19 protein-coding genes are annotated in these 24504 nt (G+C 40.2%); 7 read left to right on the plus strand and 12 right to left on the minus strand.

All coding sequences use genetic code 11. The features are described from left to right. Positions 1–50: 50 nt before the first annotated feature. From IEZ33_RS09270 to IEZ33_RS09280, 3 genes are all read right to left on the minus strand, one after another. On the minus strand, positions 51–899 hold the full coding sequence (locus IEZ33_RS09270; RefSeq protein WP_191603366.1) for a universal stress protein: 849 nt from the start codon (positions 897–899) through the stop codon (positions 51–53). A 10-nt stretch (positions 900–909) separates the two neighbouring features. Then, entirely contained in the window at positions 910–2397 is a 1488-nt protein-coding gene (locus IEZ33_RS09275; protein WP_191603367.1) for a SulP family inorganic anion transporter, read from the minus strand. Positions 2398–3108: 711 nt separating this feature from the next. Further along, complete coding sequence (locus IEZ33_RS09280) at positions 3109–3594, minus strand: GNAT family N-acetyltransferase (RefSeq protein WP_191603368.1); 486 nt, start codon at positions 3592–3594, stop codon at positions 3109–3111. A 595-nt stretch (positions 3595–4189) separates the two neighbouring features. On the opposite strand from IEZ33_RS09280, the gene IEZ33_RS09285 reads away from it, so the two are divergent. After that, positions 4190–4399, plus strand: a complete 210-nt coding sequence (locus tag IEZ33_RS09285) for a cold-shock protein (RefSeq protein ID WP_191603369.1) — start codon at positions 4190–4192, stop codon at positions 4397–4399. A 464-nt stretch (positions 4400–4863) separates the two neighbouring features. On the opposite strand, the gene IEZ33_RS09290 is transcribed toward IEZ33_RS09285, so the two are convergent. Next, entirely contained in the window at positions 4864–5997 is a 1134-nt protein-coding gene (locus IEZ33_RS09290) for an OmpA family protein (protein WP_191603370.1), read from the minus strand. Positions 5998–6178: 181 nt separating this feature from the next. Here IEZ33_RS09290 and IEZ33_RS09295 point away from each other — a divergent pair, with 181 nt between their 5' ends. Then, complete coding sequence (locus tag IEZ33_RS09295) at positions 6179–7429, plus strand: tyrosine-type recombinase/integrase (RefSeq protein WP_191603371.1); 1251 nt, start codon at positions 6179–6181, stop codon at positions 7427–7429. 36 nt (positions 7430–7465) lie between these two features. Here IEZ33_RS09295 and IEZ33_RS09300 read toward each other — a convergent pair whose 3' ends face one another. The 3 genes from IEZ33_RS09300 to moaC are packed head-to-tail and all read right to left on the minus strand — an operon-like array spanning position 7466 to position 8664. Continuing rightward, positions 7466–7930, minus strand: a complete 465-nt coding sequence (locus IEZ33_RS09300) for a molybdenum cofactor biosynthesis protein MoaE (RefSeq protein WP_191603372.1) — start codon at positions 7928–7930, stop codon at positions 7466–7468. A gap of 1 nt (position 7931) precedes the next feature. Beyond that, entirely contained in the window at positions 7932–8189 is a 258-nt protein-coding gene (locus IEZ33_RS09305; RefSeq protein WP_191603373.1) for a MoaD/ThiS family protein, read from the minus strand. Continuing rightward, positions 8176–8664, minus strand: a complete 489-nt coding sequence (gene moaC / locus IEZ33_RS09310; RefSeq protein WP_191603374.1) for a cyclic pyranopterin monophosphate synthase MoaC — start codon at positions 8662–8664, stop codon at positions 8176–8178. Before moaC ends, IEZ33_RS09305 begins: the two co-directional genes overlap by 14 nt. Positions 8665–8840: 176 nt before the next feature. On the opposite strand from moaC, the gene IEZ33_RS09315 reads away from it, so the two are divergent. Next, positions 8841–10169, plus strand: a complete 1329-nt coding sequence (locus IEZ33_RS09315) for a J domain-containing protein (protein ID WP_191603375.1) — start codon at positions 8841–8843, stop codon at positions 10167–10169. Positions 10170–10200: 31 nt separating this feature from the next. Continuing rightward, entirely contained in the window at positions 10201–10929 is a 729-nt protein-coding gene (trmJ, locus tag IEZ33_RS09320) for a tRNA (cytosine(32)/uridine(32)-2'-O)-methyltransferase TrmJ (RefSeq protein ID WP_191603376.1), read from the plus strand. Positions 10930–11015: 86 nt separating this feature from the next. Here trmJ and IEZ33_RS09325 read toward each other — a convergent pair whose 3' ends face one another. Further along, the gene (locus IEZ33_RS09325) at positions 11016–12161 is read right to left on the minus strand and encodes a M14 family metallopeptidase (protein WP_191603377.1); all 1146 of its coding nucleotides are present in this window, start codon (positions 12159–12161) and stop codon (positions 11016–11018) included. A 41-nt stretch (positions 12162–12202) separates the two neighbouring features. Here IEZ33_RS09325 and IEZ33_RS09330 point away from each other — a divergent pair, with 41 nt between their 5' ends. After that, a complete protein-coding gene (locus IEZ33_RS09330; protein WP_191603378.1) occupies positions 12203–12715 on the plus strand; it encodes a hypothetical protein in 513 nt (170 codons plus the stop codon). A 76-nt stretch (positions 12716–12791) separates the two neighbouring features. Here IEZ33_RS09330 and IEZ33_RS09335 read toward each other — a convergent pair whose 3' ends face one another. From IEZ33_RS09335 to IEZ33_RS09350, 4 genes are read right to left on the minus strand one after another with little or no spacing between them, the layout of a single operon-like run. Then, the gene (locus tag IEZ33_RS09335) at positions 12792–15527 is read right to left on the minus strand and encodes a hsp70 family protein (RefSeq protein ID WP_191603379.1); all 2736 of its coding nucleotides are present in this window, start codon (positions 15525–15527) and stop codon (positions 12792–12794) included. Beyond that, positions 15527–17275, minus strand: a complete 1749-nt coding sequence (locus IEZ33_RS09340; protein WP_191603380.1) for an Hsp70 family protein — start codon at positions 17273–17275, stop codon at positions 15527–15529. The genes IEZ33_RS09335 and IEZ33_RS09340 overlap by 1 nt, the downstream gene beginning before the upstream one ends. A gap of 4 nt (positions 17276–17279) precedes the next feature. Then, positions 17280–17888, minus strand: a complete 609-nt coding sequence (locus tag IEZ33_RS09345; RefSeq protein ID WP_240009676.1) for a DUF2760 domain-containing protein — start codon at positions 17886–17888, stop codon at positions 17280–17282. Further along, complete coding sequence (locus tag IEZ33_RS09350; protein WP_191603381.1) at positions 17881–19788, minus strand: ATP-binding cassette domain-containing protein; 1908 nt, start codon at positions 19786–19788, stop codon at positions 17881–17883. The genes IEZ33_RS09345 and IEZ33_RS09350 overlap by 8 nt, the downstream gene beginning before the upstream one ends. A gap of 229 nt (positions 19789–20017) precedes the next feature. Between IEZ33_RS09350 and IEZ33_RS09355 the strand changes: the two genes are divergently transcribed. Both IEZ33_RS09355 and IEZ33_RS09360 read left to right on the plus strand, forming a co-directional pair. Further along, positions 20018–21118, plus strand: coding sequence for an efflux RND transporter periplasmic adaptor subunit (locus tag IEZ33_RS09355; RefSeq protein ID WP_191603382.1), 1101 nt, complete (start codon positions 20018–20020; stop codon positions 21116–21118). A 12-nt stretch (positions 21119–21130) separates the two neighbouring features. Continuing rightward, positions 21131–24319: an efflux RND transporter permease subunit gene (locus tag IEZ33_RS09360; RefSeq protein WP_191603383.1), complete on the plus strand. Its 3189-nt coding sequence runs from the start codon at positions 21131–21133 to the stop codon at positions 24317–24319. The last annotated feature ends 185 nt before the right edge of the window (positions 24320–24504 follow it).

Raw genomic sequence — 24504 nt, forward strand, 5'->3', positions numbered from 1 at the left:
AAACCTATTGGTCGCTTATTTGCCTTTTTAAATAAAAGACAAGAGGGCGACTAGCGAAGAATGACCAATGGCAAATTGGTATTTTCAATCATTTTAAGAGTGTTGCTACCGAGGAAAACATGAGCAATTTTAGAATGAGAGAATGCCCCCATTACTAACATATCTACGCTGCTTTTGATTTTATACTCCATCAAGGAGTCAAAAATATTGCCTTCTAACATACTTGATTTAACATCAAAGCCGTTTTCAGTAAGCAGGGCTTCTGTTTGCTTAAATTTTTCATCTAAATCACTTTGGCGATTTCTCACCGTTACTAGATGACATGTTAGATTATGCAACAGCCCGCCTTCAATAATACGTTTGACGGCTTTATCAGCATTCTCTCTACCGTCGTACGCCAACATAAAGCTTTTTGGTTCAGTAAAACCTTCATTAGCAATCAATACAGGAGTATGTACTTGACGAATAACTTGTTCAATATGAGACCCTAGCACCTTAAAACCATTGCCAACTTTACTTCCTGAACGACCAATGATCACTAGGCGAGCATCCGATTCTAGATCTAAAATGGCTTCAGAAATGTCTCCATGTCGCTGAATTTTTTCGATCGACTCACAGCCGTTTTCACTCGCTCTCGAATAAGAATGAGCGAGCATTTCTTTACCGACTTCTAAGGCTAACTTACTTCGTTGTTCGTCTAGTGCGGCCATCTCATTCAAAAGGGCCGTACGAGCACCAAAACCAATAGCGCCACTTAAATCTGTAGTAGAAGTGCCTTTTCTTTCAATCGCGTGTAAAAATAAAATACTTTTATTAAGCTTTTTTGACGCCCAAATAGCCGCATCACAAACATTATCGGAATAAACCGAATCATCCACGCATGTTATAATTTTATTCATTGTCATCTCCTTAGTGACCCGCCATTATTTTTTCAACTTCTGCAGGGTCGTTGTGGACACCAAATTTATCAACAATCGTTTCAGTGGCTTCACTCATTCCAATAATTTCTACTTCTGCCCCTTCACGTCTGAACTTTATTACTACCTTATCAAGTGAAGATACCGAGGTGATGTCCCAGAAATGAGCGTGACTTAAATCTATAATGACTTTATCAACGGCTTCTTTAAAGTCAAATGATTCGGTGAATTTTTCTGAAGAAGCGAAAAATACCTGACCGATAACTTGATATATACGAACATTTTCATTTGTCTGTGCCGGTTTAACCACCATTAAACGGCCAATTTTATTCGCAAAGAATAGGGTGGCCAACAGTACACCGACTAAGACTCCAAGCGCTAAGTTATGTGTTGCCACTACTACAATGACGGTAGCAACCATGACGATGTTCGTCGATAGCGGGTGATCCTTGAGGTCTCGAATTGAAGCCCAAGAAAAAGTACCTATTGACACCATAATCATAACAGCCACCAAGGCTGCCATTGGAATCTGCTTAAGCCAGTCATCAAGAAAAACAATCATAATAATCAAAAAAGTACCGGCGGTAAAAGTAGATAACCTGCCACGCCCCCCCGATTTTACGTTAATAATAGATTGTCCGATCATAGCGCAACCGGCCATTCCGCCGAACAACCCCGCACCGATATTGGCAATGCCTTGACCTTTACACTCTCTATTACGATCACTTTTTGTATCAGTAAGATCATCCACAATGGTGGCGGTCATCATGGTTTCAAGTAAACCAACAACAGCAAGGCCAATTGAATAAGGTAAGATAATCAGTAAAGTTTCAACATTTAAAGGTACATCAGGCCATAAAAATATAGGTAATGTATCAGGCAGTTGGCCCATATCGCCAACAGTACGAATATCTAAGCCTAATGTAATCGCGACCGCGGTGAGCACTAGAATACACACCAATGGAGAAGGGATGATTTTGCCAATAACAGGTAAATAGGGAAACAAATAAATAATGCCTAACCCTGCGGCCGTCATGGCATAAACATGCCATGTGACATTTGTTAGCTCGGGCAATTGAGCCATAAAAATGAGTATGGCTAGCGCATTAACAAACCCAGTTACAACAGACCTAGAAACAAACCGCATTAAGCTACCAAGCTTTAAATAACCTGCAAATATTTGAAACACACCCGTTAAAAGAGTCGCTGCTAATAAATACTCAAGCCCATGTTCTTTAACTAAGGTAACCATTAACAAGGCCATGGCACCGGTAGCGGCTGAAATCATACCAGGTCGGCCACCGACGATAGCAATAACAACCGCGATACAAAAAGAAGCATATAGGCCAACTTTAGGGTCAACGCCTGCAATAATTGAGAAAGCAATCGCTTCCGGTATTAGCGCTAACGCCACCACAATACCAGCAAGCAAGTCGCCACGTATGTTGGAAAGCCATTCGAGTTTCAATTTTTCAAGCATAGTAAACCTTATATTATTCAGCAAAACGTAAAAGTAATAGGTCAAATGAACAGAGAGACTCTATCAAGCCGTTGTTACACATCGACGATGTTGTGCATTAACCAGTTTTTTTCTAACAAAGAATTCCTACCGTAAGACGGTATAGTTTTGTCACGCAGAACGGCGACATTACGAGGGAAAAGCCTATGGTGGCGTAATTAGCAAAGTGCTTTACCTTATATTAGTGAGTATTTATTGAGCCCAGGATTTTACAGTAATTTGACATATAAGAAAATAACTAGTTGTCGTAACAAGGATCAAGCTTTGTCTTTGTAATAACCCTATATCAAATAGAATATAAATAGGCTGAATGTCAAAAGTGGTCTTGTGAATGAGATGGGCTGTGCGACTGGAAAAGAAGTCATATGATCCAGTTATGGGTGCTTAGAACAGGTAATTAAATCATCATCACTAGAATATTCATTTATAACAATACAATGACTTCAATGACATTAGGAGACATGACTGATTTCTGTTGTTGATGAGTGAGAATTATAGCGATAAACACAATGAAAGGTGCAGCTACACTATTTCCGATAATAACATTTATCGGAAATAGTGTGCTATTAATAGCACTACCAGTCTATATCAATCTTGTTATTCACTGTTGTCTTTTTATCGTTTTCAATTTCGACGGTGTTTACGTTTAAACCTAATAATGTCACAGCGATTTTAGCTTTGTAGCCATTTGTACATAACATAACTGTCTACATAGCCAAGTTGAGCGTGTTTGTATGCTTTAGGAATGGTGCCAACAATAGTGAAGCCAAGTTTTTCCCAAAGTTGAACGGCCACTTTGTTTGTTGATACGACACTATTAAATTGCATCGCCTCGAAACCATTCTCAAGTGCTTGTACCTGAGAGTGCTTACACATAAGGCGAGCAATACCTTTACCTCTGGCATCACTGGATACCATATAACCACAATTACAAATATGACGACTTGGTCCCATTGCATTTGCTTTTATGTAATAAATACCAAGCACCTTGTTTGACTCTATAAAAGCAAACGACTTCAATGGTTGTTTACACCATAAATCAAATGCTTGTTCCTGAGTCATATCAGAATTAAATGCGTACGTTTCTTGAGCTAGGATGATTTGAGAAAATGTTGGCCAAAATGATTCAAATTCTAATCTGGTTAGTTCTTTTATCATGAAACTTCCCTCTGGAAAAACGATTGTGTCTAATGATTGAGTTTCTGTTTAACGCATTATGATGCTTATAATGTTATTGCTTAAACATGAACTATGCATCGCCTATTAAATGCAAACCCAGATTGATTCAAAGGTTTTGTCATAATTTATCTTTTAAATTAATATTGTTCTACTATCAAGTGTGAAAAATAAGATAAAAAATGTAATAAAAATACTTATTTTATCTTATTTGGCTGAACTCTTATTTAGTTGATCCAGCGCAGTATTTGCCTTCTTCCTTCCTTTTCTCTGCCGATGCTATTGAGCTATAACCTTCGCTTTTTTACAAGTTCATCTAAAAAGAAATTATTGTGCATTTATTGATTAACGTATTTAGCTTAAACCTAGGTAGTTGAACATACCTGTTTTAACTCTTGTATAATTGATTTTTTCTGTTACTATTCTTCTAGGCTTGAGAGAAAGCCCTGTTTATTTGTCTATTCCTCGTTGTTATTAGTAATAATTCTCCGCGTTATCCTCAGTTAAATATCAATTTTCTTCTTGCTCAATCGTCTTCTTTCTGACGAATTTTTTATTAATTTCTAGGATATCTATTATGTCTAATACTACTACTGGTTCTGTTAAATGGTTTAATGAAACAAAAGGCTTTGGCTTTATTGAGCAAGAGTCAGGTCCTGATGTTTTTGCTCATTTCAGTGCAATCACAGGTGATGGCTTCAAGACTTTGGCTGAAGGTCAGCGTGTAGAGTTCACTGTTTCACAAGGTCAAAAAGGCCTTCAGGCAGAAAACATCGTTTGCATCTAACCGCTTTTAATTAATTCGCTTTCATGCGCATTAAATTTTCGCTCATATTTATTATGAGCGAAAACCTTTTACATTAACGGCAATCATACTTGAATCAACTTTCGTGCAACTTGGTCTTACACTAATTTAGTATTGAGCCACCCTTCCCTACGCGTAAATTCATCTTATCTTTTTTGACGTGCTTCAATACGTTATCTGCACAAACTCCGTTTACACGACAGCCGTACTTTTGGGCGTGATTTATCAAGAAAAAGTCTTTAGCCGCAAAAGGGGTTTATCAAGACCTAGATCACTTAAGTCAATTTTCCCATGATCGTGCTGTTTTTGCATTTGACTGAATAGTCATGGGAGCAAGTTAAACGGTCGAGTTGTTTTTTGTGTGTGTAAAGCCGTCTATAAAAAGGGTTATATATAAAAAAAGCGCAACCCATTTCTAGGTTACGCTTTTTAAAACGTGAGTGTAATTATTTAGCAATCGTTTTAACTTGAGCCGTTACTATTGAAATTACTCGACGATTCATAATGCGATTTTCTTCAGATGTATTTTCAACCAAAGGCTTACTTTCACCAAAACCTACAACGCTTATACGCTCTTGAGCAACATTAAATTCGTTAACCAAGATATCAGAAACCGCTAGAGCGCGTTTTTCGGATAAGGTTTGATTGTATTCCGCCTCACCTGTGTCATCAGTATGACCTTCGATCACTACATCAGTTTCTGGATATTCAGTAAGGAATTTGGCAATTCCTTCAATCTCACCAAAGTATTTCTGATCAACCACAGCGGAATTGATTTCAAAATTCACATCTAGGCGTGCTGTGTGAGTTTCGATCAATTCGATGTAACAACCTGTTGCATCCACCTTTGAGCCCATAGCAGAATCAGGGCAATCATCTAGACGGTTAATAACACCATCTTTATCATCATCCAATGCACAACCATTTAAATCTACAATGTCATTTGGATGTGAATCAAGGCATTGATCAATGGCGTCGTTAACACCATCTGCATCGTTATCAACTACGATTGCTTCTTGAACGGGTGCTGGTTCAATTCTCTTTTTTGTACCGCCAAAAGCATAAGTTAAACCAACAGACGTTGCTGTATCAATTCGGTCAGCTTCTAAACTGTCAATTAAACGAAAATCACCTCGTAAAGATAAATTAGAGTTCAAAGCATATTTAACACCAAAACCAGCGTTAAGAATCGGTTCATAATCATTTACATTGCTGGAGTATTCGTTATAGCCTAGACCAAACGCAAGGTATGGTGTTACATCGGCTTTTGTCTCTAAATGATAAAGAGCATCAATGCGAACTTGGTCCAAATCTAGATCTGTACCGGCTGAATTGTCAGTGTTTACATGAAGTAACATTAATTCAGCGGCCCAAGGACTATCAAATTGATAACCAAGCGCTATTGAAAAGATACCGTCATCTTTGACGTCGCGGCTGCCTGCAAAATTGTAATGGCCAACCATAGGAGAAACAGTAACACCTTCAGCCATATCTGAGGCGATTGCTTGTTGCGCTCCAGCTGTTGCCGCTATTGCAGCCATGGTAGCAAGGAACAATTTCTTAGGGCGAGTGGTAAACATAGTAAAGCTCCAATATCAGATTAACGTACTCATTCGAAATGATGAATACCTATATTCTATAAGGGCATAATACTCAATTTAAACCCTAAAGATAGTAATTATTGTTGTAATAATGACTATCTCATTGTATTAAATTTATCTAAGATACTGATATTCATTATTTTAATTAGTAAGTCTCATTATGAAAGCCCCTCTTGCCTTAATTGATAACCTAGACAATCTGCCGAACCCATTTACTCAATTCGAATCTTATGCTCAAAGTTGCATTGGAATGACGCCACTACTCAACCAGACCGACTACAAAAGGGATTATCAATTAGCATTATGCTTTATTTATAGCTATAACGGATCAAAAGCCACCTTTAACTCTTACCGTCGAGAGGTTGAAAGGCTTCTATTATGGTCATGGAATATTAAGTCGTCACCAACAACTCATTTAAGACGCGATGAAATAGAAGAATTTATACATTTTTGCATGTCGCCGCCTGCTGAGTGGATTGGCATTAAAAATGTTTCTCGTTTTTCAAACAAATTAGGGGCCAGGTTACAAAACCCCGAGTGGAGACCTTTTGTTAGTCATGTCAGCAAAATGAACTTTCGAAACGGTGATGCTCCGCTGACACAAGACTATGCATTGTCACAGGCCGCAATACGCGCAACCTTCTCTATTTTGTCGTCTTACTACGGCTTTTTAATGCAAGAAGACGCCGCGCAACATAACCCTGTATCGTTAATTCGACAAAAAAGTAAATTTGTAAAAAAAGAAGTCTCTCGTAAACAAGTGCGTCGTATTTCAAACCTTCAATGGGATTATGTTATTGAGACGACAGAAATTTTAGCGGAAGAAGATCCTCTTATGCATGAGCGAAGTTTGTTTATTATGAATGCACTTCTAGGTATGTATCTACGAATTTCAGAGCTAGTTGCCGATGAGCGTTCTGCACCTGTTATGGGGGACTTTATTAAAGATGCAGACGGAAATTGGTGGTTAAAGGTTCTATCTAAAGGTAACAAGGAACGCTTAGTAGCCGTATCTGATGATATGTTAAGTGCACTAGCACGATATCGACGCTTTAGAGGCCTTCCTGACCTTCCCACAGTAGCGGAGCAAACGCCTCTTATTCCTAAGAATCGGGGCAAAGGCGCCATGACAAGCACTAGGCAAATCCGCAATGTAGTGCAGTTTTGTTTTGATTGTGCCTATGCTCGTATGTGCGAAGATGGGATGAAGTCTGATGCAGAAGATCTTAAAGTAGCGACTGTGCATTGGTTGCGCCACACAGGTATATCTGAAGATGTAAAAATACGACCCAAAGAACATGTTCGAGAAGACGCTGGTCATGCCAGCATGGCAACAACAGACAAATACATAGATACGGAATATCGAGAGCGCCATGCTAGCAGTAAAAAGAAAAAAATTCGGCCAGATTAACCTTACGGGCTAATAAAGTAATAATGAAATTTTCTATCAAGCCCATCGCTCTAAGCTGTCTTGATCCTTTTTCTTAGCCAAAACCCACTGACCTCCATTTGCTGTCGTTTCTTTCTTCCAAAAAGCGGCACGGCTTTTTAGATAATCCATAATAAAATCACAGGCTAGAAAGGCTTCAGCACGATGTGATGCACTTACACCGACAAACACAATCTGGTCATTTAACGATAACGTGCCAACCCGATGAACAACGCTAATATCAAGCACAGCCCAGCGGTCACTCGCTTCTTCAATAATTTGACTTAAATTATGCTCGGTCATTCCTGGATAATATTCAAGTTCAAAGCGGCAATCGTCTGCACTTACTTGAGCTTGAGCGGAATCGGTAAACTCCCTAACAAGACCAACAAACATGACTACCGCTCCTGTCTTGTTTTTGACCTGAAGTTGCTCATACAATGCGTTAACATCAAAATCTTTTTCTTGAACTTGTAAATTCATATTAACCTCCTGTTACAGGCGGAAAAAATGCGATCTCTCTCACTGTTTCAGGATCAACTTTACTGCTGTCACGAGCAAATTCGTAATCAATTGAACATTGTATACCTTCTTCAAATAAAGGATCAGGGTTTTCTAGAGACGCATTAAGCTTTTGCTTGATTTCTTCTATGCTTGTTGGCCCTTGCAAATCAATCACCGCGTCACTCACGCCTAACGATTCTTTTAGTGAGGCAAAAAATACAACTTTAACTTGAGACATTATCTTTACTCCAATCTCCGCTTTTACCACCAGTTTTACTTGCTAAACCTAGCTCTTTTATTAATATTCCTTTATCTACGGCTTTACACATATCATATAAAGTAAGTGCCGCAATAGACGCACCTGTTAAGGCTTCCATTTCAACCCCTGTTTTTCCCGATAAAGAACAGGTGCAACTTACACGAAGTTGGGTTGCGGACACAACGTCGATATCTAAGGTAACTTTAGTCAACATTAATGGATGACACAATGGAATTAAATCGGCTGTTTTCTTACAGGCTTGAATTCCGGCAATTCGCGCCGTTGCGAGTACATCGCCTTTAGGCAGCCCTCCTTCCAATACATAGGTTAGGGTTTGAGCTTTCATCTCGACAATAGCAACAGCGGTAGCGGTGCGGCGGCTTATTTCTTTCTCAGTAACATCGACCATGTGAGCTTGGCCGTTTTCGTTTAAATGAGTCAGAGTTTTATTCATTCAGCTATCCTTTGTTCATTCAGGTAAATCAGGCATAATGCTATTGTTATTCTTCATGTTTCTAATTTTATTCGTTAGGAATTAGATTAACGCATGGCATTTTAATTGGCTTGGCGAACAATTACCATCAAAGGCTTTCTTTTGATCAAATACACTTATTATGTTGAATGGATTTTATGAGCTTAAGTAACGATTATCGGTTACTGGAGTTAGAGTCTGATGCCAATGAAGCTCAAGCGAAAGCATCCTACAGGCGCTTGGCTAAACTGTATCATCCAGACAAAAACCCTCACAGAGACACAACTGAAATCTTCCAAAACTTGCAAGTGGCTTATCAAAATGTCCTTAATGCCATACGCCAAGGTGTCATTGTACAAGATTGGAAAAACGTTGATTTTGATTTATCTTCATCTAATAAAGACTCCTCTCAATCTACCCCAAATGATGATTTACAATACGCCTATATAAAAGAAAGACAAAAAGCATACGATGAGCTGAAACGCAATTCAGCCAAGCATGAGCAAGCAAGACAAAATGCTATTCGAACAGCTCGAAATACACTTAATGAAAAACGTGTAAAAAAAATGTATGAAGAAGCATTTAAAGCGTCACAGGCAAGCGATGCTTTTAGACACTACACCGACAATCATCAAAGCCATACCAATGCAGATAGTCAAGTGGATGATTTTATTCATCAATATCAACCTCAAGGGGCCACTTACAATTATTCAGAATCATACAACGAAGACATCAGTATTGATTCAGCAACGGATTCTCACCCACCTTCTTACCCAATTAAGGGGGCCGCATTAAAAGCCGCTTTTCAGGCATTGGGTTATTTGGTTTTTTTTGCTCTTGGTATTTTTGGAACTTTATACTGGCAATCAGTCTATGAGCCGTTGACAGATTCACCTAAAAAAGAGGTTGTGTATGTCCCTGGAATTTATCCTCAATTTAGACAGGGCTTAAATTACACAGTAAAGCAGGCCAATTTGTATTTAGCGCCTGACACTGAATCAAAAGGTCAAATCGTCGTTCCAGAGGGTGTTGATGTCATTGCTTCACAGCTCACCAGCTCCGACTGGGTTGCGATACGTTATCAGGACAGAGCGGGATGGATTCAAGGCAAAAACCTAGGGTTTGGAAGTATTGAGCATGCTCAAAAAACTGGTTGCTATGGTCATCCGGGGCAAGCGCCCGATCATGGAGAAGTCTTTGGGCAGCATAAAGGCACAAGCCGACTGCGGATTTTAAACCCCTTAACAACACAAAGCCTGCTTACTTTTGAGTCCTATGATGGGTTCCCAACGTTCTCTATTTTCTTACATGTTGGACAACCGTTTGCGGCTAACTTCATACCTCGGGGGCAATATCGCTTGGTATTACAAACAGGTTCCTTGTATCATCGCGCCTGCAATCAATTTTTATTTAATAAAACCAGCAAAGTCGTTATAGAAGGCGTTCAATTTTCGAGCGCAGAACAATCGCTAACGCTTACTCAATAACCATCTAATATTAAAGAATTATCTCACGCCTATGTTAAGTAATATTCGAGTTGTCCTAATTAATACATTCCATCCCGGTAACGTTGGAGCGATAGCTCGAGCTATGAAGAATATGGGATTGAGTAGCCTTTATCTTGTTGATCCTAACGATTACCCTTCGGATGAAGCAACAAGTCGTGCTGCCGGCGCTGTTGATTTGCTAGAAAATGCAATCATCGTTAACACTTTAGAGGAAGCTATTGGTGATTGTAGTCTGGTCATAGGAACCAGTGCTAGGCATAGAACCTTCCAATTACCCATAATGAACGCCAGACAATGTGGTGAAAGTACGGTTCTGGAAGCCAAAAACCACGATGTAGCAATTGTATTTGGTAGAGAGAAAACAGGGCTTTTGAATGAAGAAATTGCCCAGTGTCATCGTCAAGTGTATATCGACGCTAACGATGAGTATCCCGTTTTGAATATTTCTCAAGCGGTGCAAATTGTTGCCTATGAAATATGGATGGCTCATGCCCAAGAAGAAAATAAGTTGCATGGTGATATCGAGTTACCAGAGTACCCGCTGAAAAACGAAATGGACTTATTTCATGACCATTTAGAAGAAACTCTTTACGATATTAATTTTATAATTAAAAACCATCCCGGCAAGGTTCTCGATAAATTGCAGAGATTTTTCCATCGGTCACGCCCTGAAAAAGGTGAACTAGGGATTTTACGAGGGATATTGGCGGCGGTACAAAGAGAAATCAGTAAGAAATAAGCTCTTTATTCATCATTGCTGTTACGTAAAAAGAAAGTGCAGTGAGTATAAAAAACAATCATTTTCTACTCACTGCCGTGATTTAGTTATTTTAGTAAGTCACTTGTCACAATATGATATAAAGGATACAAGGTATCTGCTCCAAGAATTTTCGAACGCTCAGGTGACCAACCCATTTCCTCGTCAGGCAACAGTTCATTGTCTTTAAATGGCATTTCCAAAGTCAATGAAAGGCAATTGAATTTTTCCGCTACCCAATTGCTGGCAATGGACATACTTTCATCACCAAACTGATCGGGTGCATACCCTTTTTCAACTTGAAAATCTGGACTGACAGCAAGAAAAATACCTTTGAAAATATTTTCGAGTTGCTGCATTCGGTCATCAAAAAATGGTGCGCCAGAGCAACCAGCCACAAAGTTCACGGGTAATTCCTCATCGCCGTGAATGTCTAAAAACACATCAACACCCACCTCTTCCATTCGTTGTTGTACACACAATACTTCCGGACTAAGTTCTTTGGTAGCCTTGTCCCATTCTCTATTTAGGTTGATGCCTTTTGAGTTCACTCTTAAATTGCCGTGAACCGCTCCATCAGGGTTCATATTAGGAACGATATAAAAACGGCATTGGTTCAATAATGACCTTGATAGAGGATGAGAGTCATCTAGCAACCTTTCCAATAACCCTTCAATAAACCATTCCGCCATGGTTTCACCAGGGTGTTGGCGTGCCGTGATCCAAATATTTTTAGCCAAGCCTTGGGTCTTGCTGATTTCAAGTAATGTTATATCGCGACCTTCAGCTGTTTCGCCTAAATGATCCGAAATGCAGTCTTCATTAGATACCGCCCAAGCAATCATATCTTGATGACGCTCAAAACTGTAAGGAGCAAAATAAGCATAATAAATACTGTCTTGCTCTGGCTCATGAGTAATGACAAGTTGCCCGTTTACATATTCAGTAGGCACTCTAAACCAATGCTCTCTATCATATGAGGCAACCGCTTGGTAACCATCCCAAGCATCTGGGTAAGCCGCATCAATTGCATTCAGGAAAATAATCTTACATTGATTCTCCATACCGCCTTGTAAACGGAAATAAAACCACTGGAGGAATTCAGAGTTGGTATCATTAGGAATTTTAACTTGAATATTATCAGGCTCATTTGCTTCAATTACGGTAATATTACCCCCATCGAATGCGCTACTGATTCTAATACGGTTAGTCATTCTTTCTTCCTTTACTTTAATACAGAATGTGACTTAATTTTATGTCAAGTTTACCTATATTTATTACGACTGTCGCTAACTCATCTGATGAGCCCATGTTTCCTATCTTATTTACTTGGTCAACACCGGATGCCCAAATTAAAGAAGTTTTGTTAACGCCTGATGATGCTTGGCTAGAAAAGGGCCATGTCGAAAACAATCCCCTAAATATTAACGAAGCACAGCTGTATGAATTCGGCTATGAAGCAAGTGATATTTTAACCGAATGGATAAAAGAACTTGATACCGACGAAGTCATTGCTTTAGATCCCGACTTAACCGCTCAAATGATCGAAGTCACATACGACTGTAAAGGGTTAGACCCTTCTTTTGAGGTGATCGGCGTCTACGATTGGTTTAGGCAAAGAGATGTTAATTTAAACGATGAACTAGAAGAATTTGATCTAACTGTACCTTTGCATTTGCTGCCGCCAGATGAACTCATTGCCGCACTATTACAGGTGGCTTATAAAAACGGTTTAATCGAACTGGTTCAAGAAGGTTCTGCTGAGTAGATAACATTATACCGATATTGGAGTGCTTAAAATCAGCACTTCAATATCGAATACCTCATGGGTTCTGGGCTTGTTCTTAGCCGGTACGAGTTGATTTTAAGTGAATTCCTATTGGCAAGGCTTCTCCTACAAAATCGTTCATATCGGAACCCGCTTCTTCAAAAGAAAGATCCAAACGATCCGCCCAATGAGTTGGGCACTTCTCTTTTAGTAATTTTTTCGAAACAAGCGCCTTTTTTGCTCGCAAGTTCTCTGAGCCTTTCTCATCTGATTGCGCCATTAATACAGCGGCAAGCCCTGCTTGCTTTCTTTTTTTCCAATCTTCCTTTAAACAAACACTTAAATAATGAATAGTAATGTCTTCAGGCAGGCAATAAGTAGCCTCCGCATACAATAGCTTTCTATTTGCTAAACGTCCTATAGCCCACCAGGCTGTATCCGATTCAGATGATTTGCTTAGGCGTTTTAAGAGTATGTCCGCGACCGACTTTTTGTTATCTATAGAGAGGGATTCAAGTCCACCCACTAAACGAATAAGGTCATCTCCTGCTCGAGTTTGCAGTTGCTTTTGCTTTTCTCTAGAACGCAGTGCGCTGGGAGAGAAATACATTAAAAACGAATCTAATAAGTTTTGCTGTTTTTCTTCTGACAGCCCACCGGCAATTCTTCTCCAAGCCGTCCAATACTGGCTCCATACTGAATTGTCATCAAATTGAGGTTTGCTTGATAATATGTTTGAGAAATTCTCTACACGAGGCATGTCATTATCAAAACCATAGCCTGGACGTAAACAAAACCCTGTTAACATCAACCATTGCCTTTCGTGCGCAGGGCTTTTATTTCTACCAGATTTTAAGCTTAATAATTTATCACATAGAGACCTTGCTGTTGCTAGATTCCACTCCTCTCTCGGTCCTAAAATAGCTTCCAAGCCATTGCGTAATTTTTTTATATCATCTTGCTTCTGTTTTGTCGCTTTAGAAAAACAACTCACCAATAGTTCTTCCGCCTCTCCTAGAGATCGATGGACCTTCATGGTGTTTTCTTCACTCTCCGGACCTTGCTGAAACTCATTGAATGTTAGTATCCATTGATCCGATTGATCCATTGCAGTCAACTGGATCTTTAAGGTACCGACTTCAGTGAGTTCCGCCGTTAGCTTGACATCTAATTGAGCAAGTTCACTTTTACTGCTTTCTAAGATAACACTTAGATTCGAAATATAATGTAATCCTTCTGTGGATTCCAGGCGGTGCTCTTTGTCAACGGTTAATCGATCATCCGCGCGATACAATGGAAACTGCACCGCCGTTCCTAAAACCACAGAGAAGGTGTTTGATAGAATAACACTTTCAGCGCGAGGATTGCCTTTTGGTAAAATACAGACAGAGGTGCCGTCAGCCATTTCTAAAAATAACGAATGAGCTGCACCACTTTCTATTTTTGTTGCCGTATTGACTAACCCGAAGGCATAATAGGCCGCCCCTTCAGCCACAGAAGTGTCAGGTTGATTGCCTTCACAAACATACAAATCATCGCCACACCATGTGCGTAATTGCTCAATAATACGTGATTTGATTTTGGGACTGTTAAATAAGCCACCATTGAATAAAACCGCATCAGGTAAAAACTGACCACAATGACGTTTAATTTCTTCAGCATGTTGACTGAGAAAATCGGCTAAATGAGCGTGAATAGAAGGGTCTTGCTCATAGGGTAAATTTAACGATTGAACGCCGTATTGCTTTTGCTTTACCTGCGTTTGCAAATCAATAATGGGCAAAAAACCGGTCTCAATTTGCTTTACTAAAAGTTCTCTCTCTACTTGAAACTTCTGAGCACCACCAATCAATCGACTACCAGAGCCAAGTACGGTTATCGATATAGACTCATCCGCATTGTCAGCCAGCAACGCCTCTTTAGCTAACCGCGTTTGTTGGACTAATGCAGCCAGTCGAGTACTTGAAAGCGAAGCGATTTGTTTAGGATCAAGTTGAAATGCTAACGCTTGGTCTACGTTGTCACCACCGAGCAATAAATGCTCACCAACCGCGATACGCTTTAAATGCAGTTTACTAGTCGCTATTTCATCCTTCGCTAATTGATTGTTTGCTAAGCTGTTAATAGCAACCAAACTGAAGTCAGTGGTACCGCCACCAATATCAATAACCAATAACATTTTTTTATCTGCCAATGCATCTGTATTGGCTTCTTTCGCAACCCAGTTATAGCAAGCGGCTTGAGGCTCTTCTAATAGGTACAAGTTCTCTAAGGCGTTTTTTTCTGCTGCTTCTAGAGTTAGGGCTCTAGCCTGTTCATCAAATGAAGCTGGAAGAGTAAGTGCCACCTTTTGATCAGATAGTGGAAAGCCTGGGAAAGTATGATTCCAAGCATTTTTTATATGATCCAAAAGAATAACCGTGGCGTTAAACGGTGATAATTTACGTTCAAAATCACTGCCCCAAGGCAAGATTTCAGACTTACGGTCAACACGATTAAAGCTTAGCCAGCTCTTTGCGCTCTGGACTAATTGCCCTGAACGTTTCTGACCAAGCTGAAGCGCACCCTGCCCTACCAAATTATTTGGATATTGGGTTTTCCAGGGTAATGTTACGCTAAGCTTTTCCTGTTCATCTCTCGCAAGAGTGTAAATGGAGCTCGGTAAATGCGTAAAAGACTGAACAGAACCGTCTTGCATACACTGTGGTATACTCAATATATGCGTCTGATCTGAAAGTGAATCATTGTCTATAAAAGAGACCACACAGTTGGTCGTCCCTAAATCAATGCCGACAAAATACCGAGCCTTCATTAGGACTCCCTTACTTGATATTCTAACGTCCAGGTTAATTCTGATTGTGTATCACAGGCTTCGATTAGCAAAATCCCAAGTTCTGATACCTTCGCCGTCAATACTACCCGAACAGATTCACCTAATGGGTAATGCCCTTCAAACAACCTCACACTGATTGGCGATAATTCAAAAAGAGTCGTAATTGCGAAGGAATTAACAACAGAACCAACTTCTTGAGGTTCTGATTGATTTGACTGAAAAAAACGAAATTGCACATCTTCACCAACGAGCAATGTAAATTCACTCGATAGTACGGCTTCAGGACCGCCTTCTTCCAATCCAAAAGGTGCCACACAAACGGCATCAATTGGCGTTGGCATACCTGGAATAGCAGGCATTGGGCTTTCGACACCAATGTAATAATTTGCAGCTAATCCACTTTTGACCTTAATCCCACCTTGAGCATTGATTTTAGAATAATAACTAGCCCCTTTGGCAACGGCATAATCTAAATGAGAAGACTTGAGCATGCTCATTTCATCGTTGTGCATTAATGTACTTAGGTGTTTTGCTAAGGTTTCAACGACAATCGGTGAGTTAAATACACCACCGTTAAGCAGTATTTTATTTGGCGTAGATTGGTTGGCTGTTAAAAATTCACTAATATGACGGGTAATAGCTGGGTCGGTTTCATACTCTAGATTAAGTGTACGAATTCCGCTGCGCGTTGTTTTTTGAGCGCGCTCACCTATATTAACTTCAGGAAAGAAGCCATTTAAAATCAGCTGATTGACCTCATCTCTGGTGAGACGGCTTTTTATACTATTGGCTAAAAGGCTACGGCCACGGCTAGGAACAACAACAGACACTTCATTAATGTCTCCAGCTGTTAGTAACGATTCCTTAGCTGTTCTACAAGCTTGAGTTAAGGCCGAAATTTGCCAAGCTTCAAGTTGCACGCCCTCATTCGCTAATTTGCTTGCTACGTGATAAGTAAGCGCCATGTCCATATTATCACCGCCCAATAAAATATGGCGACCAACAGCAATCCGTTCTAATTGCAAACTACCGTCTACATCAGCAACTTGAATAAGCGATAAATCCGTTGTACCTCCACCCACATCAACCACTAAAACTTGATCATTTACATCAAGAGAATTTGTCCACTTTTCCTGTTCAGACAACCATGCGTAAAAAGCCGCGAGGGGCTCTTCTATTAAACGGGCATTTAAGCCAATTTTTTTAGCCGCTTTTTCAGTCATCGCTCTCGCCGCCGGATCAAAAGAGGCGGGTACTGTGATAACAACATTCTGTTGTTGCATCGGTATACTAGGGAAGGCATGGTTCCACGCCTGAACCAAATACCCCAAAAGTCTTTCTGTTACGTTTGCAGGAGACAGCTTAGTGACTTCATCTAAGGCATCAACAGGTAACACATTTTCTTCTGCACTAACGGTTGAATGACACAACCAACTTTTAGCGCTCTGAACCAAGCGACCAGACGATTTTGCACCCAACTCTCTGGCGAGTTGCCCAATAATTAATGGACTGCTGCCCCACGGTAAAATCAAATCACTTTGTAAAAATTCACCTTCATGCGGGCTGTAGATAAATGAAGGTAGCAAAGGTAAATCCGATACCTGACCTGGGGAAATTAATTGCGGAATGGAAAATGAGTCGACTCTTCCTTCCGTCAACTCTTCTGAAGCATAAAAAAGCGCTGAATGAGTTGTGCCTAAATCAATACCAATAAAAACAGGTTGCATTTGATTATACCTCGACTTCAGCTGGCGCTAAGATTGATAGTGATGCCGTATTGGTAACTTGTGGAAGGTTAGTATTGGTTACTTTCCACCCACCATGAATTAATGTGCCGTTAAATGGTCCATTACCTTCAATACGACCTTCCAATCTAAACTCTTTTGGGTTGTAGCCATTTTCAATCGTAATACGTTGTCCTTCTGACGCATTACTTACTGACGTTATATCAAAAAATTGTTGCAGTGTTTTCGAACAACCTGCATGAATTTGTCGAGATGCTGCACCGACTTCTTCGTCAGAAAAACCTTCTAACGACTCCTTTAAAAAATCCACCAAACGCGCTTCTTGTTGAAATAGTTGAAGCAACTGCAATGCTCCATCAGAATTCAAAGACGCTAACGCAGGCATAGGAACTTCAATTTCTCTAATGGTTTCTACTTCTTCATAAATTATTTTCGGTTCAACTTCGTTCGCAAATAATTGACCTTCACTGACGAGAGTACAGCGAGCGGCATATTCACCACTACCTAGATATTTAAAAAATTGTGCAAAAGCACCAAAAAAACGCGGTATAAAACCGACAGGGGTAATTTGACTACTCATATCATTACTATCCATTCTGCATTTCTTCTAACTCTAACCAACGCTCCATTGATGACTCTAATGAAGCTTCTAAATTGGCCATTTCAGTAAGTGTTTTTTGTACAACTTCTTGAGGTTGTGAGTAAAAACCTGCGTCAGCGATAATTAATTGAACACGCTCAATTTCAGCTTCTAAATTCGCAATTTTTTCAGGCATTAAATCGAACTCACGTTGTACTTTATAACTTAACTTGCTTTTATTAGCGACTTTAACGGCCGCACTTTTCTCTTTTGCGGCGTCTTTGTTTGTGCTTTCTTTTTCGGATTTCGGCGTCATTCTTTCTACGGCAAATCGTCCGCCTTGGCGCAACCAGTCATTATAACCACCTACGTACTCTCTAACAGCACCAGCACCTTCAAACGCAATAACACTGGTCACCACATTATCCAAGAAAGCACGGTCATGGCTCACTAATAACAAGGTCCCATCGTAATTCATTAAGAGTTCTTCTAATAACTCTAGTGTTTCTACATCAAGATCATTTGTTGGTTCGTCCATCACCAAAAGATTGGCCGGTCTAGTAAAAAGTTTGGCTAACAAAACTCGGTTACGTTCACCACCAGATAGGGCTTTGATTGGTGTTCTTGCTCGCTCTGGTGGGAAAAGAAACTCACCTAAGTAACCAATAATGTGTTTATTTTGGCCATTTATTTCAATAACGTCTTTGCCTTCGCCAACATTTTCTGCAACGGTTTTCTCTGGGTCCAACTGTTCTCTTAATTGGTCAAAATAAGCAATATTTAACTTTGTTCCTTGCTTAACCGATCCTGAGTCTGGCGTTAATTGTCCAAGTAAAATCTTCAGGAAGGTACTTTTACCACAACCATTTGGGCCAACCAAACCAATACGATCACCACGAGAAACGACTAAATCCATTGGGTGCAAAATGACTTTATCTTCAAATCGATGGGCAACTTGGGTAAATTCAGCAACAAGTTTGCCGGATTTATCTTTAGTCTCAATGGACATTTTTGCCTTGCCTTGCACGGAGATTCGCTCAGAACGCTCTTCACGCAACGCTTTTAATGCTCTAACACGACCTTCATTACGAGTGCGGCGCGCTTTAATGCCTTGACGAATCCAAACTTCCTCTTCCGCTAGACGTTTGTCAAACAACGCATTTGCTCGCTCTTCTTCTTCCAATAGCTTCTCTTTAAATTCTAGAAAAGCGTGAATGTTTCCAGTAAACGAGATTAAATTTCCTCGGTCTAACTCTATAATGCGATTGGCTAACTGTTCTAAAAAGCGTCTATCATGGGTAATAAATAAGATTAACCCACGGAATTGCTGCAGTTGCTTTTCCATCCATTCGATTGTTGGTACATCTAAATGGTTTGTTGGCTCATCAAGTAATAAAACATCAGGTTCTGAAAGTAATGCTTGAGCCAGTATGACACGGCGACGCCAACCGCCTGATAACTCAGACATTTTTTTGTCGGCGGGCAAATCTAACTTTTGGATCATTTTCAAAACACGCTGCTCTAGATCCCATCCTTGAATCTGATCAAGTGTGTGCTGTATATCACTGAGTTCGTTACTGTGGTCATTATCAAAATCTTCTAATAATGCATAATAGCGTGTAAGCAAAGAATGTGCTTGCGGTGCGCCTTCGCTCACAACTTCTTTCACTAACTTATCATTTGCATTGGGTAATTCTTGGGGAAGTTGAGCTACCTTCATCCCTCCCTCTACTCTTATTGACCCTTCATCTGGAATAACTTCACCAGAAATTGTTTTTAGTAGCGTAGATTTTCCGGCTCCATTACGTCCAATAATGGCAATTCTTTCCCCTGCATCCGCAGAAAAACTAATTTTAGAAAGTAATGGGTTGTGACCAAATGCCACAGAGACTTGTTCAAGTGATAGCAAGCTCATAATTGACCTAAGTAAATGGATAATTTTAAAGGCGCATAATATAGCATCTATATGCAAGAAGGTTTAGACAATAAGCTTGTTCTGTTAACAAAAAGTGTCGTCTTTCTTGGGTTATTTACTATTTATCCTCGTTAATAACCTTTTATCGTTTCTCTATACCGTTTTTAGAACGAAAACAGTAGACTAGCTTAACGATTTTATAGTCTTGTATTTTTGATGGAGAACCATAATGGGGTTGAAGAGTAAAATTGGTCCAATAACGGCGGTTGTTATTACGGGAGCCGCTGTCTTCTGGATGGTATCTGGCGGTAAAGGCATTACCGTTGCTCAAGCGACAACGCCTGAAACAAACTCCTCAGAAACTGAAGTGAATGCGATAGCCAGTGAAACACCCGTTAATAAAAGAGTTCAGGCTAAGACCCTTATTGCCAAAAGTATTTCCGCCAGCCTCAGTCTCAGCGGAACCACACACTCAAGTGACTCGTTGAACTTGTTATCTGGTAATTCAGGTCGAATCAGTAATATCTATTTTGAAAAGGGCGACTTTGTTGAGAAAGGAAGTGTCATATTAAAAACAGACACTCGCTCTTTGTTGTCCGACATTGAGCAAGCACAAGCATTACTGGATCAAAAAAAACTTGAATATGATGGTGTGCAAAAGTTAATAAAACAAAAATTGTCTTCCGCCGTCTCTCTTGCCTCTGCAAAAACGGACGTGGCTCAAGCAAAGGCGTCTTTAAAACGTCTTCAAATTGATCTGGAAAACTCAAGTTTAATTGCCCCGTTTTCGGGTGTCTTAAATAGTTTAAACGTCACAGAAACTCAGTTATTACAATCAGGCGCAATGGTTGGTGAATTGGTTGCCGTTGACCCCCTCGTTATTAGTACCAACATTCCCCAAAAAGAAGCCAGCAAAATTCATTTAGGCGCCGAAGCCGAAATCATGATTAATGGTCAGATGGTCACAGGTAATATTAACTACATAAACTCGGTTGCTGATGCCGGTACTCGATCTATCAACGTAGAAATTGAAATACCGAACCCAGAAAACCAAATCCCAGCAGGCATCACTACAGAAGTGAACTTGTCGCTTCCTGAACAAATGGCCCATGGTTTCTCGCCAGCTTTACTGACGTTGGATGCGGATGGTCATACCGCCGTTAAAATATTAGATATTGATAATAAAGTCATTATAGCTCCAGTGACGATTGTAAAATCGACTCGTGAGCAAGTATGGGTAACAGGACTAGCGAAGAACATTAATATCATTACTGTCGGTCAAGGCTTTACTGAAGCGGGCGATATTGTGGAAGCGACTTTCGCTAATTAAGGAGTGTAATCTGTGCAAAGTTTAATTGAAGCGGCTTTATCGCGTTCAAGAACCGTATTAATGTTATTTGCTTTAATATTGGTTGCGGGTGTGGTTTCCTATATAGAAATAGCTAAAGAGAACAATCCTGATATTTCTATTCCTGTTGCCTATGTCTCCGTCACCCTTGAAGGCATCTCACCAGAAGACGCCGACAGTTTACTCGTTCACCCGTTAGAGAAAGAACTTAAGGGTCTTGAGGGCCTTAAACAAATCAGCTCTACCGCTTCTGAAGGTCATGCATCTGTCGTATTAGAGTTCGAATCTGGGACGGATATTGATCAAGCGATTATAGATACTCAGGACAAAGTGGACAGAGCCAAGAGTGAACTACCAGACGACGCTGAAGAGCCAACCGTCTCAGAAGTTAACCTTTCAACTTTTCCCGTATTAAGAGTGAATTTATCTGGCCATGTTGATTTTGCCGTATTAAGCGATATCGCGGAAAGACTCCAAGATTCAATTGAAGCCGTAACTGGTGTGCTAGAGGCTTCCATAAATGGTGATCGCGATCAACAGGCTGAAATCATTATCAGTCCTGCTCAATTAGAAACCTATAACCTATCCTTACCTGAGGTTATATCACTCGTTTCTCAGAATAACAGATTAGTTGCCGCTGGTACTATGGATACAGGTGCGGGCAGGTTCCCATTAAAAGTTCCAGGATTATTAAAAACCGAAGAGGATATATTAAATTTACCTATCAAGGTGGTGGGTGACGAAGTGGTGTTAATGCGAGACATTGCCTCGGGTCAGCTTACCTTTAAGGAACCGACAAGCTATGCGCGTGTTGGTGGTGTAAACAGCATAACCATGGGCGTCTCTAAGCGTGTTGGAGCAAACATAATAGAGACCATTTCAGCCGTAAAAGAAGTGATTAAAAGTGAAAGCGAAAGTTGGCCAGATGGCGTTGAATACAGTTTGTCTCAGGATGAGTCTATTCAGATAGAAACCTCCTTAAATGATCTATTTAATAACGTTGTCACTTCTACTTTGCTGGTGATGATTGTTATTGTTGCGACCTTAGGTATTCGTAGTTCGGTCTTGGTTGGTCTTGCTATACCGGGCGCTTTCCTAGCCGGGATATTAATTCTTGATGCGCAAGGCTACACCATCAATATGGTGGTACTTTTCGCACTCATTTTAAGCGTTGGTATGCTTGTTGATGGCGCTATTGTAGTGACAGAATACGCTGATCGTAAACTCGCTGAAGGTGCGTCTAAAAGGCAAGCTTATGGAGAAGCCGCAAAGCGTATGGCATGGCCAATAACCGCCTCAACCGCCACGACATTAGCCGTGTTTATGCCATTGCTTTTTTGGCCAGATATTGTTGGTGAATTTATGCGTTATATGCCAATTACCATTATAGCAACACTTTCTGCTTCATTGGTTATGGCGCTCATTATTTTACCAACTATTGGGTCAATTATTGGTAAAAAAGGTGCCTATACACCGGCCAAAATGAGAACCTTGCAATTAACTGAAACGGGTGACTTAACGCAGTTAAAAGGCTTCACAGGGTTTTATACTCGAGTACTTACTTCATTAGTGGAATACCCTTGGCTAGTGCTAATTTTTGCAATCGTGTTACTCCTCAGTACATTTGGTTTGTATGGTACCTTAGGTAAAGGCGTTGAATTTTTCCCAGACGTTGAGCCTGAAGTCGCCATGTTAGATGTGCGTGCTCGAGGTGATTTATCCTTGGATGAGAAAGACGCACTGGTTCGGCAAGTGGAAGCGATTGCGCTTACAAAAAGTGAGCTTAAAACGGTTATCACAACAACTTATAATACACCAGGTAACAATGCGACTCCCGACAGTATTGGCCGTATTACAATGGAGTTTGACGATTGGTTTGCACGACGTCATGCGAAAGACATCATAGCGGAAATACGCGAGCAAACACAAAATATCCCAGGCATTATTGTCGAGTCTGAAGTTCAACAAGGTGGACCTCAATCAGGCGCAGACATTCAGTTAGAATTAAGCTCAGATTACAGTGACGCATTAATCGCAACGGCCGATGTTATCGCTAAAAAACTATTAGAGCACGATGAAATTGTTTCGGTTAATGACGACCGATCATTACCAGGGATTGAGTGGCAAATTAATATAGATCGAGTACAGGCAAGCCGTTATGACGTTGATGTGGCAACGCTTGGTAATATCATTAAATTAGTAACGAACGGTATTGTTTTAAGTGACTTTTTACCGGAAGGCGCTGATGATCAAATTGATATTGTTTTACGATACCCGATCAATAATAGATCAATGGATCAACTTGATACGCTGACTATTCCAACTCAAAATGGTGCGGTTCCGATAAGCAATTTCATCACGCGCACAGCCGCGCCTAAACAAGGTGTTATTAATCGTGTTGACGGCAAAAAGACCATTGGTATCAATGCGGATGTGAAAGATGGGTTAGTAATAGATGAAGTGATCAAAGTTATTACGCGTGAACTGGATGCAGAAGGGCTACCACGTGAAGTTAGCTATCAATTCAGAGGAAACACGGAAGACCAACAGAAATCCATGGTGTTTTTAATGAAAGCTTTTGGTGTCGCTTTCTTCATCATGGCGATTATTTTAGTGACGCAGTTTAACAATTTCTTTCAGTGCTTGTTGATACTCAGTGCCGTGATCTTTTCTACAATGGGCGTCTTTATGGGTCTATTAATTAAAGGTGAGCCGTTTGGTATTGTTATGAGCGGCGTAGGCGTTATCGCACTTGCCGGTGTCGTTGTAAATAATAACATCGTACTGATCGACACATTTAACAGCTTGAGAAAAATGGGTATGTCAGTAAGAGAGTCAGCCATTAGAACTGGGGCGCAAAGACTTAGACCTGTCATTTTAACAACAGTAACAACCATTTTAGGCTTAGTACCAATGGTATTCCAGCTTAATATTGATTTGGTTAACCAGGCCATTAGCGTTGGTGCGCCCTCCTCACAATGGTGGACACAATTATCAACCGCTATTGCAGGTGGCCTTGCCTTCGCAACACCTTTAACTCTGATATTAACGCCCTGTTTATTAGTGCTTGGTTATCGCAGAGCAGAAAGAAAAATGCATTTAGCGAACAAGTCTGACGACTCTTTAGTAGTCACAGATGACCTAATTCGTCAAGAAGGTGATAATACTATTGCGAAAGTGTAATACAGCAAAATGTAAGGCATTTCAATAAATACAGACCTTTAGGGCCTGAAAGTCAATGCGTTGGTATTGTCTTCTAAGGCCCTTTTTCCATTAAACAAAACGCCTTTCTTATAAAATTTTCAATAAATTCATTAAAAAAACGTTTTAAAATGTTATATTGTAAATATAAATCAATTTTCAATACC

Origin of the sequence: Marinomonas algicola, from assembly GCF_014805825.1 — a bacterium.
Classification (GTDB): domain Bacteria; phylum Pseudomonadota; class Gammaproteobacteria; order Pseudomonadales; family Marinomonadaceae; genus Marinomonas; species Marinomonas algicola.